This is a genomic window from Fusibacter sp. A1 (genome assembly GCF_004125825.1).
GTDB lineage: Bacteria > Bacillota > Clostridia > Peptostreptococcales > Acidaminobacteraceae > QQWI01.
Window position 1 is genome coordinate 110,699 of the sequence record NZ_QQWI01000012.1, and the last position, 16,427, is coordinate 127,125.

Here is a 16,427-nt window from a genome sequence, read left to right on the forward strand (position 1 = left end):
GTGCTGAGGTTTAAACACAATTGGAAAAGGTGATAAGAATGAAAACTGAGATGAAACTGATTACGCTTGATGAGGAAATGCAAAGTTTTTGGAGTATGTTTGATACCTATATCAATGAGCTTTCGAGTATTGCCACTCAAGGTGACGGAATAGAACTGGAGTATTACTACTCATCTGAATATCGGGATGCGATCGATAGAATTAGACAAAGAGAAGAAAAACCGATTCGCCTTCACTTTATCATTAGCGAGGATACTATTGTCGGTTTTTCAATGTACCAGCTACTCTTTGACACCGACAAGAACTGCTGTCTGATGGAATATTATTTTGCAGACGAGTATAAAGGCAAGGGTTTTGGTAAGAATGCTTATGATTCGCTTGAGGAAATCATCGGGAATGAAGGTGTGGAATCCATTGAGCTGACACCGACCAATGAGATCAATAGACGATTCTGGGAAGCCAGAGGCTACTGCATGACCTCAGAAATCGATGAGGAGAATAAACCTATTTATAAGAAAGTCATAAAATAGTCTTCAGAATAAGTGGAATAGACCACCCAAACGGGTGGTCTAAATTTTTGGAGAAGTAGGGGCGGTTACCTGGTAGAGGGCTTAGAAATCCTTTAAATCCTTCAACAGTTTTAGAAGTTCCAAGACGTCTTCTTTTGGAGTAGCCCATGAAGTTACGAATCTGGCTTCCATGTTGTTTTCATCGTATGGATGCTCCGCTTCGTAGTAACATAGGGGTGAGAGTTTTTCGTGGATGCTGTTAGGAAGTATGACGAATAGTAAATTTGTTGACGGGTTCGTCATAAGCTGATAGCCAAGGTTTAGGATGCCGTCTTTTAGCATAGTGGCCATCTCATTGGTATGCTTAGCCATTTTGAAATACAAGTCATCTTCAAATAGCGCCTTAAATTGAACGCCTAACAATCTGCCTTTTGCCAGAAGGGCTCCTCTTTGCTTGATTGAGAACCTCATGTGCTCTTTTAACGTTGGATTTGTGATGACTAACGCTTCACCAAAGAGAATTCCGTTTTTTGTTCCACCGATGGTGAAGGCGTCTGCAAAGTTAGCGATATCTTCAATGGTCATATCGTTATCATCGCATGTTAGGGCATTTGCAAGTCTCGCTCCGTCGATATATAGATAAAGTCCGTATTTGTCACAGGTATCTCTTAACTTCTTCAGCATAGCTTTTGTGTAGATCGTGCCTGTTTCTGTTGCGTTTGAGATGTAAACCAGTCTTGGCAATACCCAGTGCTCGTCAGCGTGTTTCAAAATTGCCGCATCGATCATTTCTGGGGTAAGTATGCCATCTTTTGATTCCATCTCGATAATTTTATGGCCAGTGGCTTCAATAGCGCCGGTCTCATGTACTGAGATATGACCAAGATCTGTTGCGATTACCGCTTCGTATGGTCTTAAAAAGTGAGCGATCGCTATCGTATTTGTCTGAGTGCCAGTGACTAGTAGATGGACATCGGCATCTGGCCTACTGATTCTCTTTTTAATAAGCTCGATGGCTTCGCTTGTGATATCATCTACACCATAACCCACATGCTGCTGCATATTTGTTTCTATTAGTGCATCCAGCACCTTCTGATGTGCTCCCTCTGAGTAATCATTCATGAAATAAAGCATAATGTCTCCTTTAAGGTATGTTTTTACAAAGAAAATCGCCAATCGATTCGTATCCGTTTTGCTATACTTTTGCTTTATGTAACTCTTTTACATGTAAAGCCGTGTTTCGTTCACAGACCGTTTTTCGGTTGATTTTAGACGACAGTAAAGGCTTTTGCCGGCCGATTATGTCAATTGACTAAGTTAATCTTAACATAACCTTTATCATATGCAAATCATCTGTCATGCAATCTTTTTTCAATTTTTCAGTCTATTTCAGATGCCTTGATTTCATTTTTTAATAGAAGAAAGTTTAAGAAAAACTTAAGGTTGTAAACACTAGTTGGTGTACTTAGAATTTGTTACAATGGTAAATATTGCTACATCGAATTATTTTGTAGACATTCAATGAATGGAATCTGATATGGAGGATTATTATGAAACAAAGTAGTCATTTAGAAATTGCTATTGCTTCAATCAATTGCTTTACAGATGATGGCACGCTTGACATGGGTGAGCTAAACTTTCTTTTAGGCTTAGCCTTGAGAGATCAAATTATGGATGATGAAGAAAAAAGAGTGCTTGGTAATATCTTTAATCAAGTGAGTAGAAATGATGTAAGTAGTGTTGTTTGGGATAGGATTTTAGCAATTAAGAAAGAATATGATATCTAATAAAGCTATTATAAAAAGCCATCAACGCCACTATAGCGGTGTTGATGGCTCTTTTTATGGAGTTCTACATAAGCGAATAAAACTTAGAATCGGTCCATCACTTCTTTAATTATTTTCGGAGCTTTTCTGCATTTGTCTTCTGACACGGCACATACTGCGAACCTAATGCCTTTACCAAGTGGAACCATGAAGATGTTCTTTTCGACTAAGGCTTCGCTGATTTCGTATGGCTTGTCACATGGTAGGCTGACAAAGAATCCATCTCTATAAGGCAACAACTCTAGGCCGACTTCGTTTGATGCTTCTACGAATGCGTCTGCACGTTTTCTGAGCATTGCTTTGTATTGATTTTTTTCTTTTGTGTATGCTTCTGTTAGCTCTTTGCTTTTAAATATTTCTGAAACCACTACCATTGCGCCCCTGTTGCCGTTAGACCAGTTGGCTCTGCCGGAATGAAGACTGGATACTCTGAACTCATCTGCGATTTCGACATTCGATGACATACCGATAAGCGCTCCAAGTCTTAAGCCGTACATAGTGTAGCCTTTTGATGTACTGAAAGCCGCCATGACAAAAATATTTTCAGGTAGGTTGGAGAACTTTGTGAAGAAGGCTCTTCTTTCATCAGCAACTCCTGCAAAATCTATATATGCTGTGTCTACTAATAAAATGATTTTCTTATCTGGATTTTTTGCCTCTTCTTTTACAAAGTCTAAGATCTCATCCCACTCTTCGTCGGATACGCTGTAACCGGTCGGGTTTTGAGCAGGTGTATTGATGATCGCCATCAATCGATCCTGTTTGTTTAAGATAGCTTTGAATTTTTCTTTGAAATCAGCGACATTGAAGTTGCCTTCTTCTGAAAACAGTTGGAATGTAGTGATTTTTCTGCCTGCCTCTTCAGAAATCGTCTGGTAAGGTGACCAGAACCAATCGGAAGTAAGGATCTCGTCGCCTTCTTCTGTGTAGTTCCACATGGCTACTTTTAATGCGCCAGTACCACCTGGTGTTGCCACTACCCTGATGTGGGCTTGAGGCTTATATCCTGCAAAGAAAGTCTCTTCGACAGCTGTAAGATACTCCGGCATACCCGCGATAGGGGCGTAAGCTGAGAGTTCCTCGTTTGGTGTGTCTTTTAAAACACCAAATACTGAATCAAAAGCGATGAGTTTTCCGTTATCATCCATCAAGGCACCGAGTGTGGAGTTTGTTACATTTTCTTTACCATACTTTTTAATCGCTTCTTCGGCTTTTCCTGCTATTGCAAAAATTGCGTCGGCTTTTGCCGGCCATTTTGCGTGTTTGGCAACCATACTAAATGTCATAATGTCCCCCAATGAATAAAGTCATAATCGTTTGATGAGTAATTGTCATTCTATAGTCATAGTAAAGGTATTCATGGCATTTGAAAACACCTTTTCTAAAACTAATTCATTTTTTGTTATTAAATAAACATAAACCCTACGCCGATGATCGTTATGAATGCGCCGAACATCTCCTTAAGATGTACTTTTTCTTTTTTGTAGAAGATGGCGATAGGTATTAGGAGTATCGGAGTAATCGACATTAAGGTCGATGCCACTCCAGGATGGGTATATTGAAGTGCAAGTAGCGAAAATGAAACGCCTAGGAAGGGACCGAAAAAGGACCCGATGGTGACGCTTACCATTGCTTTTTTATGTTTGAATCCAGCGACGAGTCCGCTCCAATTGCCTCGAATTAGATAAATCAGTAAGAATCCAGCGATGCCTGCGATAATTCTGATTTGCGTCGATGCGAATGCACTATAAGTTCCCATGCCGATTTTTCCGATGATAAATCCAACCGCCTGTCCAAGCGCTCCTGCGAATGCGAAGAGGATTCCTGTGACGGGGTGTGAGAACTGTACTTTTTTCTGTCCGTCGCCTCTGACCAAGATAACGGTCGCGATTCCTAAAAGTGTGATCATCATGCCAATGATTTGAGTCATTGTCATCGGTTCTTTAAGGATGAAGTAGGCTAGGATCGCATTTAAAGGAGGAACGCTTGCATAGATCAGCATGGAAATTCTCGCGCCAATGCGCACGAATGCTTCAAATAGAAACAAATCGCCAATTACAAATCCAACAAATCCGGATAGTAAAAGCCATTTCCATGCATCTAAAGACGCATCAAAGGGAAGCAGCTGACCTCGTGTGATCAGTGTGAAGGTGCTTAAAAATGCCAGACCTACGACCAATCTGATCAAGTTAAGTGCCTGTGACCCCATGCGTTTGCCGGCATCTTCAAAGGCGGTCGCTGTGATTGACCAGCAAAATGCCGTTGCCAGTGCGATTAGTTGTCCGATATAGGATTCCATTGTTATTCCTCTCTTAATTAAATTATGTACCCTAATATCCTATAATAGAATAGAATATTTAGCAACGCGAAATAAATTGCAGGAGGCTCTCATCGCAAGTGATTGAAAAATGAATGCTTGTTTAATATTACAGAAATCATGGCGCTTGAAGGTCAAGTAATGATATACTATAAGTCAATAAAACATTAACCGGAATTAAGAATGAAAAGAAAGGGGCAATATGAAAAAGTTATTTTTACTATTTATTGCGACTGTTCTAATGTTCACCATATCTTTCGCTGAGGTTGACAAGCTAGTACTTAATTACTTGAATGACATTGAATTAGGCGAGTTTGACGAAGAAGATTTGCAAGCATATGAAGCTAGTATGGGAAACGCGAACAGTGATCAGGCTTTATTCAAATTTTTAGAAGCGAGAATACAATTATATGACTACAAGTACAAAGAGGCTTATTTGAATTTGGAATCAGCACTTGGATTACTTGAAAACGAAGAGGATTCTGTTCTTAAAGCAGAAATCTTATACTATCTTGCAGACATGGATTACTTCTTTTTTGATCTGACGAGCGGAACGCAAAGAAGTGTGGAGTTAAGAAAGCTTTCTGAAGCTATTGACTATACCAAGGGAATTATCGAATCGGATTACAATATCGCCTTCAGTTATATCTATAACTATGACTACGATCAAGGAATGCTAGTTGCCACAGAAGCGTTCGAGTTGTCAAGGCAGTCCGATTACGCACTTGGTATAGTTGACTATACTTTGTTCTTAGGTGATCTGGACTATTACTACGGAGACTACCTTAAGGCAATTGCAAAATACGAGGAAGCTTTTAACCTCTTAAGTCCTGTTGTGCATGATTATGTAGTAGAAGAACCGCATCAACTTATCAGACGTGTGATCGGTAGCGACCAGATTAAGAACGGCGATCCTGAAGCGGGACTTCAGATGCTTGAAGAACTACTGGAGTCAATTGATGTTAAAGACACTTATACACTTTTTTATGTGAATTATAAAATCGGAAAATATTATGCTGAGAGTGATCCAGCGAAAGCATTAGATTACTATATGACTGCTCAAGACCTATATTTTAAGTCTTCAATCATTGATAATGCCGATCCGTATGAAGTCTATTTTTATAAAGAGATCGGGAATGTGAACTATGATTTAGGAAATTATAAGGAGGCAGCAGACTATTATTTCAAAACGCTGAATTTTGATTATGAGACTGATGATGACGCTGTGGAAGCAATGCTTTCGGGTCTTGATGAGATAAAATACGATGAGATGAATAGCAAGATGTCGCTACTGGAGCAGTTGAATATTGCTAACGAAGAAAGAGTCTTGTTGTCGAGGTATTTTATCATAGGAATGTTTATCGGGATACTTCTTCTACTGGTGGCAGTAGTGATTATCGTGATAGAAAATAGGGCTAAGGCAAAAACGGAGAAGGAACTCTATTACAACTCTATTACCGATAATTTAACTAAAGTATACAACAGGGGAAAAATCATAGATATTTTCAGTAAGAATCTGAAAAAAGACAATTCAGTATTACTGTTGGATTTGGATAACTTTAAAGACATCAATGACACATACGGGCATATCGTAGGTGATGAAGTGCTGATAAAGGTTACTCAAATCATCAAGAAATCTATTAGGGAATGCGACAAACTGGGCAGATATGGCGGAGAAGAGTTCTTAGTTTTCATTGAAGGCGCCGGTCAGATGGAGTTACACGAAATTGCTGAAAGAATCCGTTACAATATTGAGAACTTCTCATGGAGTCACAAGGGGCTTGTTACAACAGCAAGTATTGGTGTGACCAGTTGCTTCTCTGATGAGGTGGAAGCTATCCTTCACGAGGCCGATACGCTTATGTATAAGGCAAAGCACTTAGGAAAGAACAGGGTTGAATTTGGATAGGTAGTTAAGATTTTTATGGGGGATGCATTTGTCGAATTCTAGAATGTTACATGGGAACAATCGAAATTTAGAGGCGTGGGAAAAGTATATTTTACATGATGAATTGGATTTTTCAGATATGAGAATCGAAATTGCGGATTCCTGGATTAGAAGCAGGAATTTTGATGTGGATCCCAATGCGACAACCATCAAGGAGATGCTGAGTGAAGAAGAACTCATGCAAAGAAGTCAAGCCTTTTCTCCTATTTTGAAAATTGCACTACCCTTTATGGAAACAATTTACAAGGCTGTGGGTGAAGGCGCCATGGAAGTAAGTTTTACCGATGCAAACGGTTATGTTTTGGAATGTCTTGGTGATGAGGATGTTTTGAGAGATCTGCATCTTCACAAGGGTAAGAACATGTCAGAAAATGTGGTCGGCACAAACGCCATTGCGATCACACTCAAAAAAGGAATCGCTTTTCAAGTGCTTGGAGCTGAGCACTTCAATAAAAAGTTTCATAAGATGACTTCAGCTGCGGCGCCAATTAAGGACGATAGCGGTGAGATCGTGGCTGTCTTATGCATGTCGGGAGTCAATGATAGAGTGCATCCGCATACCTTAGGGATGATTCTGGCATCGGCTCTTGCCATAGAGCATGAGATTAAGTTAAATAAGAGAAATGATGATCTGATTCGTATCAATAAGCATTTTGATGCGATCATGAAAACCATCTCGGAGGGAATCATCACAATCACCTATGATGGAATTATCACCGATATCAATTATTTTGCTCTTAAGATACTGAAAAAGACACATCAAGACCTAATAGGTAAGACAATTGACGAAGTAACAAATAAATCTGTGCTGGCACTTATAAAAAAAGAAGTGCGGACCTTGGAAGAAAAAGAGATTCAAGTAATCACTGGTGGTCGAAAAAAAACGATTATCATGAGTCTTAAGCCGATTTATTCACAGGATGACAGCATTAAAGAGTATCTGATTACCTTTAGGGAATCAAAAAAAGTTTATTCGGAAGTCAACAAGATCTTTGGGTCTAAGGCGATCTATACCTTTGATGCGATACTGGGTGACAGTGAAGAGATCAACGAGGCGATCAGGATGGCAAAGCTTATTGCTGCGACTGATGCGACAATTTTACTTCATGGTGAAAGCGGCACAGGTAAAGAGATGTTCGCCCAGGGGATTCATAATGAATCGCCGCGCAAAAACAATTCTTTTGTGTTTATCAACTGCGGAGCCATTCCAAGGGACTTGGTTGCAAGCGAACTATTTGGATATGAAGACGGTGCGTTCACTGGTGCCAGAAAAGGCGGTAATCCAGGAAAATTCGAACTTGCTGACGGCGGAACCCTTTTTCTAGATGAAATTGGAGATATGCCGCTGGATACCCAGGCCAACCTCTTGAGGGTTTTAGAAACCAAAGAGGTCGTGAGGGTAGGCGGGCACGAGGTCATTCCTGTAGATGTTAGGGTGATTGCAGCAACGCATAAGGATTTAGTGGAAGAAGTCAAGATGGGCAATTTTAGGGGCGACTTGTTCTACCGGTTGAATGTCATGCCGATCCACACACCGTCACTGAGAGAACGGAAAGAAGATATCCGTAATCTGATTGATTTTTTCTATATGCAGTTTAGGAAGACTCCGTCAAAAAAACTAGCAATCGATGAGAGTTTCTATACAGTGATGAAGCATTATCACTGGCCTGGCAATGTACGGGAACTTCAGAACGTGATGCAGATGGTCACTAACCTTATCGGAGATAAGGAGAAACTTTCCAGTGGGCATCTGCCTCTATACATTAAAGAAAAAATTAGTGCTGAATCGATTGAACTTGGAAGAGTGGACAATATCAGACCGCTTGATGTTGTTGAGAAAGAAGCCATTGTAAATGCGCTGTTGGTTTCTGATAACAACCTGGTACAGGCTGCAAAAATGCTTGAAATCGGAAGAAGCACTTTGTATAGGAAAATTGAAAAATACAACCTGTAAATGCACCACAATGATACACGTGTATCATTGTGGTGCATTTTTATTTGCGAAAACCGATATAAATGTGTCATATTGAGACACTTGTATCGATTTGTACTATTAAAGTTAAAGAAAAAAGGGGTATTTAATCAGTATTGAGTATAAAAACAATTTAAGTGTCGTGCAATTGCAGAGTGTGCGGTCTGAGGAAAAGAAGCTATAGGGGACTTGGCATGATACTTGCATATACATATAGGGGAGGTGTTCTGATGAAAAACATTGTATTTAGCGCCGTTGTACTTTCAACCTTTTTTATTATGCTTAGTGAGAAAATTACGGCGACCACCATTGCATGTGCAATGATTGTGGCAGTTATCGTAACGATGCTGAATAAGGACCGATTAAGTCATTTTAACTACATAGAGTTGAAAGTCTTACATAAATGGATGCATTTTATTATGGTGCTTTTTAAAGAGGTTGTCATATCCAACATTCAGGTGGCGATAATTGTGCTGTCAAAGGATATGAAGTTAGCACCTGAGATTGTTCGATTTGAAAGCAAACTGTCAAGTGAAGTGATGCGCACCGTACTTGCAAATTCGATTACGTTGACACCAGGGACAATGACAGTGGATATTTCTGATAAGGAGCTTTGGGTTCACTGCCTTAACGGTGATTACAAGGACGGCTTGACAGAACTTGTACTAGAAGACATTTTACATAAGATTGAAGGTGACTTACATGGATAAGTTCTTCGTGTTTTCGGTGGTATTTTTGTGTTTTACTATTCTAATTTGTATGTACCGTGTGGTAATGGGTCCTACGAAGGGTGACCGAATGATCGGTATCAATATCATAGGGACTAAGACGATGGTGATTATCGCTTTGACTTCGTTCATTCTGAAGGAAAACTATTTTATCGACGTTGTTCTTGTGTATGCGCTGATCAACTATATTGGATCCTATGTGGTGACTAGAGGGATTGCAACAAGTAAGGGGGAGTTCTAAATGGCAGACTTTTTATCAATACTTTTGATATCCTTGGGACTTTTCTTCTTTTTAGTGGGTGCGATCGGTGTGATTAGATTTCCTGACGCGCTTACCAGAGCGCATGGTGCCGCAAAATCTGATACGCTTGGTGCGGCGCTATGTATTGTGGGGCTTATGATTAAGGCTGGATTTACTCCTGTCAGTTTTAAGCTGATGCTGATTGTTTTCTTTTTATGGACAGCTAATCCTACAGCGGCACATATGGTGGCAAAAGCGATAACAGTTAAAAAGATGACGGAGGAAAGATAGATGGATTATATCAATATCATCATAGTGGCCATCATGATTATCGGATCTGTCGCTGCAGCCATGATCAGGAATCTACTAAGCGCTGTCATCATTTTTATGGTTTACTCGCTGATGATGGCTGTCTTATGGCAAAGAATGAATGCGCCTGATTTAGCGATTACCGAGGCGGCAGTCGGTGCGGGAATCACTACGATTTTATTTGTGATTGCACTGAATAGGATGAAGGTGGCAAAAAAATGAAACAGATATTTGTTGTGATACTGACTCTCGGACTTATTGGTTTTTTAATGCTTGGTGTCATGGATATGCCGGCGTTTGGTAGCGATAACGCTACGGTTCATAATGAGCTGATGGATAAATATATAAACGATGCGGTGAGTGATACTGGAGCGATTAACATCGTCTCTGCTATGATTCTTGATTACAGGGCGTTTGATACTTTTATTGAAGCCTCGGTTATTTTCACTGCGCTAATATGCGTGTTTACGGTTTTAAAGAAAGGAGCGCTTAATCATGAAAAGTAGTTTGATTAAGAACATAACTTACATATTGCTACCCTTTATTCAAGTATTCGGCATTTACATAATTGTTTTCGGGCATTTGTCTCCAGGTGGCGGGTTTGCAGGAGGAAGCATCTTGGGCTCGAGCTTGATACTGAATAGGTTTGTAAGCGGTAAGGAGCAATCGGAGCAAATGTTTAAGAGCAAGCACCTGCTAAGACTCGCATGCTCTTCACTGATCATGTACGGGGTTTTAAAAGGATATGTGTTTATCAGTGCGTTTTTCGGTCTTCATTCGCTTGTCGGTCCCGGCGTGCCCGGTACAATCATTAGTGGTGGATTTATCTTACCTTTAAACATTCTTGTAGGGCTTGTAGTTGCGATAACTTTCTATTTTATCGCAATTATTTTTGAAGAAGGTGATATTGAAAATGCCAAATTTGCTGAATAACTATATGCAGGCTGCCTCTGTGATCCTGTTCGGTATAGGATTTATGGTGCTTCTTTTGAACAACAATATGATAAAAAAGATAATTGGTATGAATATCATGGACACTTCGATATTTTTACTCTTTATATCCATCGGTTTTATCGACGGTAAGGAAGCGCCTATCATCGTTGATGCGAAAGTAAGTGGTCTTGGATATGTCAATCCTATTCCAGTGGGTCTTATGCTTACTGGAATTGTTGTGGCAGTCAGTGTAACCGCCTTTATGCTTGCGCTGACTATCAAACTTTATGAGACCTATGGGACAATCGAACTGGATGAAATTCAGATGATCAAGGGAGGAAAATATGACACATGATCTTACATACATGCTTATGACAAATGCGAATTTCAGTTTAGTGGACAGCTTTAAACTCACTCCTTTGTTAACTATTGTGATACTGATGTTGGGTGCGTTCTCTTTACCGCTGATTAAGACAAAAAAAGGGATTTACGTTGTTTCCCTACTGCTAGGTTCAATCGCTTTCTTATTGAATGTTGCCAATACGGTTTATGTAGCTATGCACGGACCGTATCTATTCGACATCGGTCATTTTCCTGCTCCTTTTGGAATCGTATTCAAAATAGGCGAGATCGAGAGTGTGGTCAGCCTATTCTTCACCTTTGTAATGCTGATGATTTCGTGGTACTCGTACCATAGCCTCGAAAAAGAAATCAAGGATCATCGTGTGGGTCTGTTTCAGACCTTGACAACACTGCTATTGGCATCGATTCTTGGAATTGTCTATACCTATGACGTATTCAACGGATTCGTCTTTTTAGAGGTCAGTACTTTAGCAGCATGTGGTTTGATTGTCATAAAGGACAAGGAAGCAAACATCAAGGCGACGATCAAATACCTCATATTAAGCTCATTAGGCTCTGGACTGGTACTCATGGGTATCGCCTTCTTATATTCTGTGTCTGGACATCTGAACATGCTTTATATCAAAGAGGCTTTGTCGCAAAATATGACCGGAAATGAGAATCTTATACTACTGAGTTTGATTCTATTCACGATAGGACTAGGGCTTAAAGGTGCGATGTATCCACTTCATATCTGGCTGCCAGATGCACACTCCTCTGCGCCGAGTCCGTCGAGTGCGATATTGTCGGCTGTGGTGATCAAAGCGCCTGTTATTTTCTTGATTAAGCTTTATTATCTTGTCTTCGGGTTTGATGTCGTCTCGCATACGTTTATCTTAGATCTCTTACTGATTTTCGGATCCTTAGGGATGATTATAGGATCACTAATGGCGAAGGCGCAGACAGAACTTAAGCGTATGATCGCTTATTCAAGCGTTGCCCAGATGGGTTATATCTTCTTTGGAATCGGGCTAGGAAACAAGCTGGGTCTTGTGATGGCGATCTATCATGTCATCGCACACAGTGTGACAAAATCGAGTCTCTTCCTTGCTGCCGGGTCCTTTATTGAACAGACGGGCAATAAGACGATCAAGGACTTTAAAGGGATAGGCAAAGAAATGCCAATCACTCTTGGCATATTCACACTGAGCGCTTTGTCACTTGTCGGCATACCGGTACTTCCCGGGTTTATTAGCAAATGGAATCTGGCGATGGCTTCTATCGAAACAGGTAAGATCTATCTGCTGGCGGTGATTTTAGCAAGCAGTATGCTCAATGCGGTCTATTATTTCCCGATCATCATCAACGGTTACTTTGGAGAAGAGAATTTAGACGGTAAGATATACCGGTCAAAAAGCAAGCCGATCAAAGCGCTGTTATCCTTGATTATCCTGTCGGTAGTCATGGTGGGAGTCGGCTTTATGTCAGGTGTGCTAATTGACTTTATTGAAAAAGGGATCTACTTATAAGGATAGGTGGACGATAAACGCGGAGAGAAGACGGATATGGGAAAACTAATGATGCTGCTACCGATGGTTATTCCTATCATCGTAGCGGTTCTACTGACAAATAGAAAATGGGTAAGTGATAAGAACATCACCAAGGTTGTTGGTGCCACTGTGTTTATCAACTTCTTCATTGTAGTATTCGTCTTGTTTTACAACAAGACCGGTACCTTCCATCTGATCAAGGTCAACAACTTCTTAGATATCTACTTTAAAGTCGATCAGCTAAGTAGGCTCTTTAGTCTGATGGCTTCGGTTTTATGGATTCTGACCAGTTTTTACGCCTTTGAGTACATGAAGCACAATCAAAGAGTAAGACAGTTTTATCTGTTTTTCACGCTGACGCTCGGGGTAGTCATAGGATTGTCTTTTTCGGGGAACCTATTTACACTTTACATCTACTACGAACTTTTGACGCTGAGCACTTTCCCGCTTGTGATTCACAACGGTACCGAAAGAGCGCTTGAAAGCGGCAAGAAATATGTGATCTACTCCTTTTCGGGTGCGACCCTTATCGTGTTTGGAATGATGATCCTGTACTCGATTACAGGGACGATGAACTTTACACCAAAGGGAATTCTCACACTGGCATACGGGGTAGACAATAAGATGCTACTCGTTAGCTATGTGGCTATGTTTTTAGGTTTTGGTGTAAAATCGGCACTTGTGCCGTTTCATTCCTGGCTGCCTTCAGCCATGGTCGCACCAACTCCGGTGAGTGCTCTTTTGCATGCGGTTGCTGTTGTCAAAAGCGGAATTTTCTCGTTGATACGCATCACCTATTTTGTTTTTGGTGCGAGTGTGGTTAGCGGTATCGGCGCGACTACCTATCTTGTTCCCTTTGTAGTGCTCACAGTCGTGATGGGGTCGCTGCTCGCGCTGCATCAGGACCATCTGAAAAAGAGACTTGCCTATTCTACCATCTCTCAGCTTGGCTATATGATTCTAGGCATCCTGCTGCTTAATCCTCTAGGCTTACTGGGTGCTCTGCTTCAGATGATTAATCACGCGGTAATAAAGATCACCTTGTTCTTTATTGTCGGAACCATCACTCATCAGACCGGCAACAAGTATATCCACCAAATAAACGGTATGGGCAGAAGGATGCCTGTGACCTTTATAAGTTTCACCATCGCAGCCTTGTCGCTGATTGGCATCCCGCCGACCAACGGATTTGTTAGCAAATGGTTTTTAGGACTTGGGGCACTCGATGCGAGCAATATGTTCTATGTGTTCATACTATTGATCAGCGCATTTTTAACAGCTGCTTATCTGCTTCCGATCACGGTTACTGCATTTTTTACAAATCAGTCTGTCCCAGAAGGCATAGAAGCGGATGAAGGTGAAAATGCAGTGAGTTTGGATCCGCCCAAAATGATGCTTGCTCCAATTGTCATCTTGACGCTTGTGATCATCATGCTTGGACTGTTTCCCAATATCGTTATCAATTTTATCAACCCAATTTTAAGTAGTGTCTTTTAAGGAGGTAGTCTTATGAATACGCTGATTTACATACTGATACTTCCTTTTGTCGCTTCTTTTGTCGGATTCTATATCGGTCTTAAAAATGAAAGCAAGCGGGATTCTTTTAATGTGATGGTGACGGCAATCGAATTTTTATTGATCATACTTCTTTACCCTCAAATTAAAGATGGGCCTATTGAGTATATGATGCCCCATATCATGGGTACGGGACTTCACCTAAAAGTAGACATGTTAAGGTATTCGATGATTTTCATATCGGGTCTCGCATGGTTTTTAACAACGCTATATGCCACTCAGTACCTGGTCAGGAAGAAGAATCGAAACCGTTTCTATCTGTTCTTTATGCTCACCTACGCAACGACCCTTGGTGTGTTTATCTCTGAGAATTTTCTGAACCTCTTTACCTTTTTTGAGGCGATGTCGTTTACTTCTTATTTTTTAATCATTCATGATGAGGATCAGTACAGCCACAAAGCCGGTATGTCGTATCTGAGTATGGCTATCGCAGGCGGACTTGTCATGCTTATGGGAATCTTTATCGCATTTGACCAGACCGGTACCTTGGATATCGGTGAAATGGGCGTGATCTTACCGATGAAGGGGACGATCAAGTATGTGATATCTGGTCTGATCATGGTAGGCTTTATGATCAAGGCGAGTGTTTTCCCGCTTCACACATGGCTTTCAAAGGCGTATCCCGCGGCACCTGCACCAGCTACAGCACTTTTAAGCGGAGTACTGCTCAAAACAGGACTATTTGGTATGATTATCGTTGTGGTCGAACTGATGAACTATGACAGTACTATTTCCACTGTCCTGTACGTTCTAGGCCTGATCAACATATTCTTAGGCGGAATTCTCGCGCTTTATCAGCGTAACATCAAGCGAATCATCGCTTATAGCAGTTTAAGTCAAACCGGGTTTATGCTGATGGGAATCGGCCTGATAGGGATACTGGGATCTCATGGCGGTATCGCGTTTGTCGGAACCATCCTTTATATGATCAATCATGCAATCTTCAAGGTCCTGCTCTTCATGGCGACGGGACTGATCTTTATGATACTCAACGAGCTTAGTATCAATGTGATCAAGGGGTTTGGCAGAGAAAAAACAACGCTTAAGGCAATCTTCCTAATAGGAGCCTTAGGGCTTTCGGCAGCTCCAGGTTTTAATGGATTTGTGTCGAAAACACTGCTTCATGATGCGATTCTAGAAGCCTATCACTATACGCATAACCCCCTGTTCAAGGTGTCTGAAGTGCTGTATCTTATTGGTGGCGGACTTACAATAGCCTATATGCTGAAGCTTTATATCGCCTTATTCATCGATAAGAACGAGGCTTATTATGGCCAGTATAAGGAACATCTAAAGAAGCGTGCGCTTTTTCCGATGGGGATGCTTGCGACGCTCGTCGTGTATCTTGGTTTGTTCCCGAAGTCGGTGCTTGCTCCGCTCTTTGACTATGTGGAGATGCTTGGACTTGAATATCCGCACAGTCTGCCAGTTTATAACGCACATAGTATCGGGTATTTCTTATTTTCACTTTCAGTGGGAGTATTGACGTATGTACTCTTTATCAAGAGAAAGCTTGTAAAAGTTGACGAGCAGGGAAAAACCTACTTAAATCCATCGATGGAGTGGTATAGCTTAGAAGAGGACGTCTATGTACCTGTAGTCAGGTTTTTCTTTAAAGCGTTTAGTTTTCTCTTTAGGATCGTCGACAATATGCTTCTCTTTTCATTGTCGGTTGTTTCAAATGGGTTTAAGAAAATCATTGAATCGGATATTTTTATTATTCCTAAATTGGAATGGAAAAGATCGATGATCGATACGAGTACAGAGGATTTCAGGCATGAGATTGAAGATACCATCAAGGGGATAGAAGGTAAAGTTGCTGCTAATTTGCAACCTATCAAAAAAATCAAGGACAATTTACTGGACGAGGAAAATTCCAAGGTGAAGGAACTGATCGCATTCTTCCACTACAAGACTTCAAGTATCACCTATTCTATCTTTGTGATCGCGGTAGTATTGGTTATGAGTTTAAGTATCGTGTTTTTAATGGGATAGCATGGAATAGCATCTAAAGATAAAGGCCCAAAAGAAAATCAATTTTCTTTTGAGCCTTTTTTTATGTGCGCCCAGCATGGGCGCAATCCAACGGGTGCAAGTCCCGAACACGCCCTAGTAGTGGGAAGTGTATAGCTTAAGGCAAGGGTGTCGCGGGTGACTGCGAATCTGAAGGAAGCCGG

At 40.9% G+C, this 16,427-nt stretch carries 17 protein-coding genes; 14 read left to right on the forward strand and 3 right to left on the reverse strand.

Annotation, left to right across the window (positions count from 1 at the left end; translation table 11 throughout):
- The first annotated feature begins 38 nt into the window (after nucleotides 1-38).
- Nucleotides 39-530: a GNAT family N-acetyltransferase gene (locus DWB64_RS16130; protein ID WP_129489276.1), complete on the forward strand. Its 492-nt coding sequence runs from the start codon at nucleotides 39-41 to the stop codon at nucleotides 528-530.
- Nucleotides 531-611: 81 nt separating this feature from the next.
- Here DWB64_RS16130 and DWB64_RS16135 read toward each other — a convergent pair whose 3' ends face one another.
- Nucleotides 612-1,643 carry a low specificity L-threonine aldolase gene (locus DWB64_RS16135; protein ID WP_129489277.1) on the reverse strand — a complete coding sequence of 344 codons (1,032 nt, stop codon included), beginning with the start codon at nucleotides 1,641-1,643 and terminating at the stop codon, nucleotides 612-614.
- A gap of 416 nt (nucleotides 1,644-2,059) precedes the next feature.
- Between DWB64_RS16135 and DWB64_RS16140 the strand changes: the two genes are divergently transcribed.
- Nucleotides 2,060-2,296, forward strand: a complete 237-nt coding sequence (locus DWB64_RS16140) for a hypothetical protein (protein WP_129489278.1) — start codon at nucleotides 2,060-2,062, stop codon at nucleotides 2,294-2,296.
- A gap of 83 nt (nucleotides 2,297-2,379) precedes the next feature.
- Here the strand turns inward: DWB64_RS16140 and DWB64_RS16145 are convergent, their stop codons facing one another.
- Together DWB64_RS16145 and DWB64_RS16150 are read right to left on the reverse strand one after the other, a co-directional pair.
- Nucleotides 2,380-3,621 (reverse strand): pyridoxal phosphate-dependent aminotransferase, encoded by a 1,242-nt coding sequence (locus DWB64_RS16145; protein ID WP_129489279.1) that lies wholly within the window; start codon nucleotides 3,619-3,621, stop codon nucleotides 2,380-2,382.
- Nucleotides 3,622-3,740: 119 nt separating this feature from the next.
- Nucleotides 3,741-4,634, reverse strand: coding sequence for a DMT family transporter (locus DWB64_RS16150; RefSeq protein ID WP_129489280.1), 894 nt, complete (start codon nucleotides 4,632-4,634; stop codon nucleotides 3,741-3,743).
- A gap of 220 nt (nucleotides 4,635-4,854) precedes the next feature.
- Here DWB64_RS16150 and DWB64_RS16155 point away from each other — a divergent pair, with 220 nt between their 5' ends.
- From DWB64_RS16155 to DWB64_RS16210, 12 genes are all read left to right on the forward strand, one after another.
- Complete coding sequence (locus DWB64_RS16155; RefSeq protein WP_129489281.1) at nucleotides 4,855-6,561, forward strand: GGDEF domain-containing protein; 1,707 nt, start codon at nucleotides 4,855-4,857, stop codon at nucleotides 6,559-6,561.
- Between the two features lie 28 nt (nucleotides 6,562-6,589).
- Nucleotides 6,590-8,554: a sigma-54-dependent Fis family transcriptional regulator gene (locus DWB64_RS16160; protein WP_164980455.1), complete on the forward strand. Its 1,965-nt coding sequence runs from the start codon at nucleotides 6,590-6,592 to the stop codon at nucleotides 8,552-8,554.
- Between the two features lie 248 nt (nucleotides 8,555-8,802).
- Nucleotides 8,803-9,282 carry a Na+/H+ antiporter subunit E gene (locus DWB64_RS16165; protein WP_164980456.1) on the forward strand — a complete coding sequence of 160 codons (480 nt, stop codon included), beginning with the start codon at nucleotides 8,803-8,805 and terminating at the stop codon, nucleotides 9,280-9,282.
- Complete coding sequence (locus DWB64_RS16170; RefSeq protein WP_129489284.1) at nucleotides 9,275-9,541, forward strand: monovalent cation/H+ antiporter complex subunit F; 267 nt, start codon at nucleotides 9,275-9,277, stop codon at nucleotides 9,539-9,541. Before DWB64_RS16165 ends, DWB64_RS16170 begins: the two co-directional genes overlap by 8 nt.
- The gene (mnhG, locus tag DWB64_RS16175) at nucleotides 9,542-9,832 is read left to right on the forward strand and encodes a monovalent cation/H(+) antiporter subunit G (RefSeq protein WP_129489285.1); all 291 of its coding nucleotides are present in this window, start codon (nucleotides 9,542-9,544) and stop codon (nucleotides 9,830-9,832) included.
- The gene (locus DWB64_RS16180) at nucleotides 9,833-10,072 is read left to right on the forward strand and encodes a hydrogenase subunit MbhD domain-containing protein (protein WP_129489286.1); all 240 of its coding nucleotides are present in this window, start codon (nucleotides 9,833-9,835) and stop codon (nucleotides 10,070-10,072) included. It begins immediately after the preceding gene.
- Nucleotides 10,069-10,356, forward strand: a complete 288-nt coding sequence (mbhE, locus tag DWB64_RS16185) for a hydrogen gas-evolving membrane-bound hydrogenase subunit E (protein WP_129489287.1) — start codon at nucleotides 10,069-10,071, stop codon at nucleotides 10,354-10,356. Before DWB64_RS16180 ends, mbhE begins: the two co-directional genes overlap by 4 nt.
- Nucleotides 10,346-10,783, forward strand: a complete 438-nt coding sequence (locus tag DWB64_RS16190; RefSeq protein ID WP_129489288.1) for an MnhB domain-containing protein — start codon at nucleotides 10,346-10,348, stop codon at nucleotides 10,781-10,783. The genes mbhE and DWB64_RS16190 overlap by 11 nt, the downstream gene beginning before the upstream one ends.
- Nucleotides 10,764-11,138 carry a sodium:proton antiporter gene (locus tag DWB64_RS16195; protein ID WP_171831372.1) on the forward strand — a complete coding sequence of 125 codons (375 nt, stop codon included), beginning with the start codon at nucleotides 10,764-10,766 and terminating at the stop codon, nucleotides 11,136-11,138. Before DWB64_RS16190 ends, DWB64_RS16195 begins: the two co-directional genes overlap by 20 nt.
- Nucleotides 11,128-12,654: a complex I subunit 5 family protein gene (locus DWB64_RS16200; protein WP_129489290.1), complete on the forward strand. Its 1,527-nt coding sequence runs from the start codon at nucleotides 11,128-11,130 to the stop codon at nucleotides 12,652-12,654. Before DWB64_RS16195 ends, DWB64_RS16200 begins: the two co-directional genes overlap by 11 nt.
- Nucleotides 12,655-12,690: 36 nt before the next feature.
- Nucleotides 12,691-14,172, forward strand: a complete 1,482-nt coding sequence (locus tag DWB64_RS16205) for a complex I subunit 5 family protein (protein ID WP_129489291.1) — start codon at nucleotides 12,691-12,693, stop codon at nucleotides 14,170-14,172.
- A 12-nt stretch (nucleotides 14,173-14,184) separates the two neighbouring features.
- Complete coding sequence (locus DWB64_RS16210; RefSeq protein WP_129489292.1) at nucleotides 14,185-16,245, forward strand: complex I subunit 5 family protein; 2,061 nt, start codon at nucleotides 14,185-14,187, stop codon at nucleotides 16,243-16,245.
- Nucleotides 16,246-16,427 lie beyond the last annotated feature (182 nt).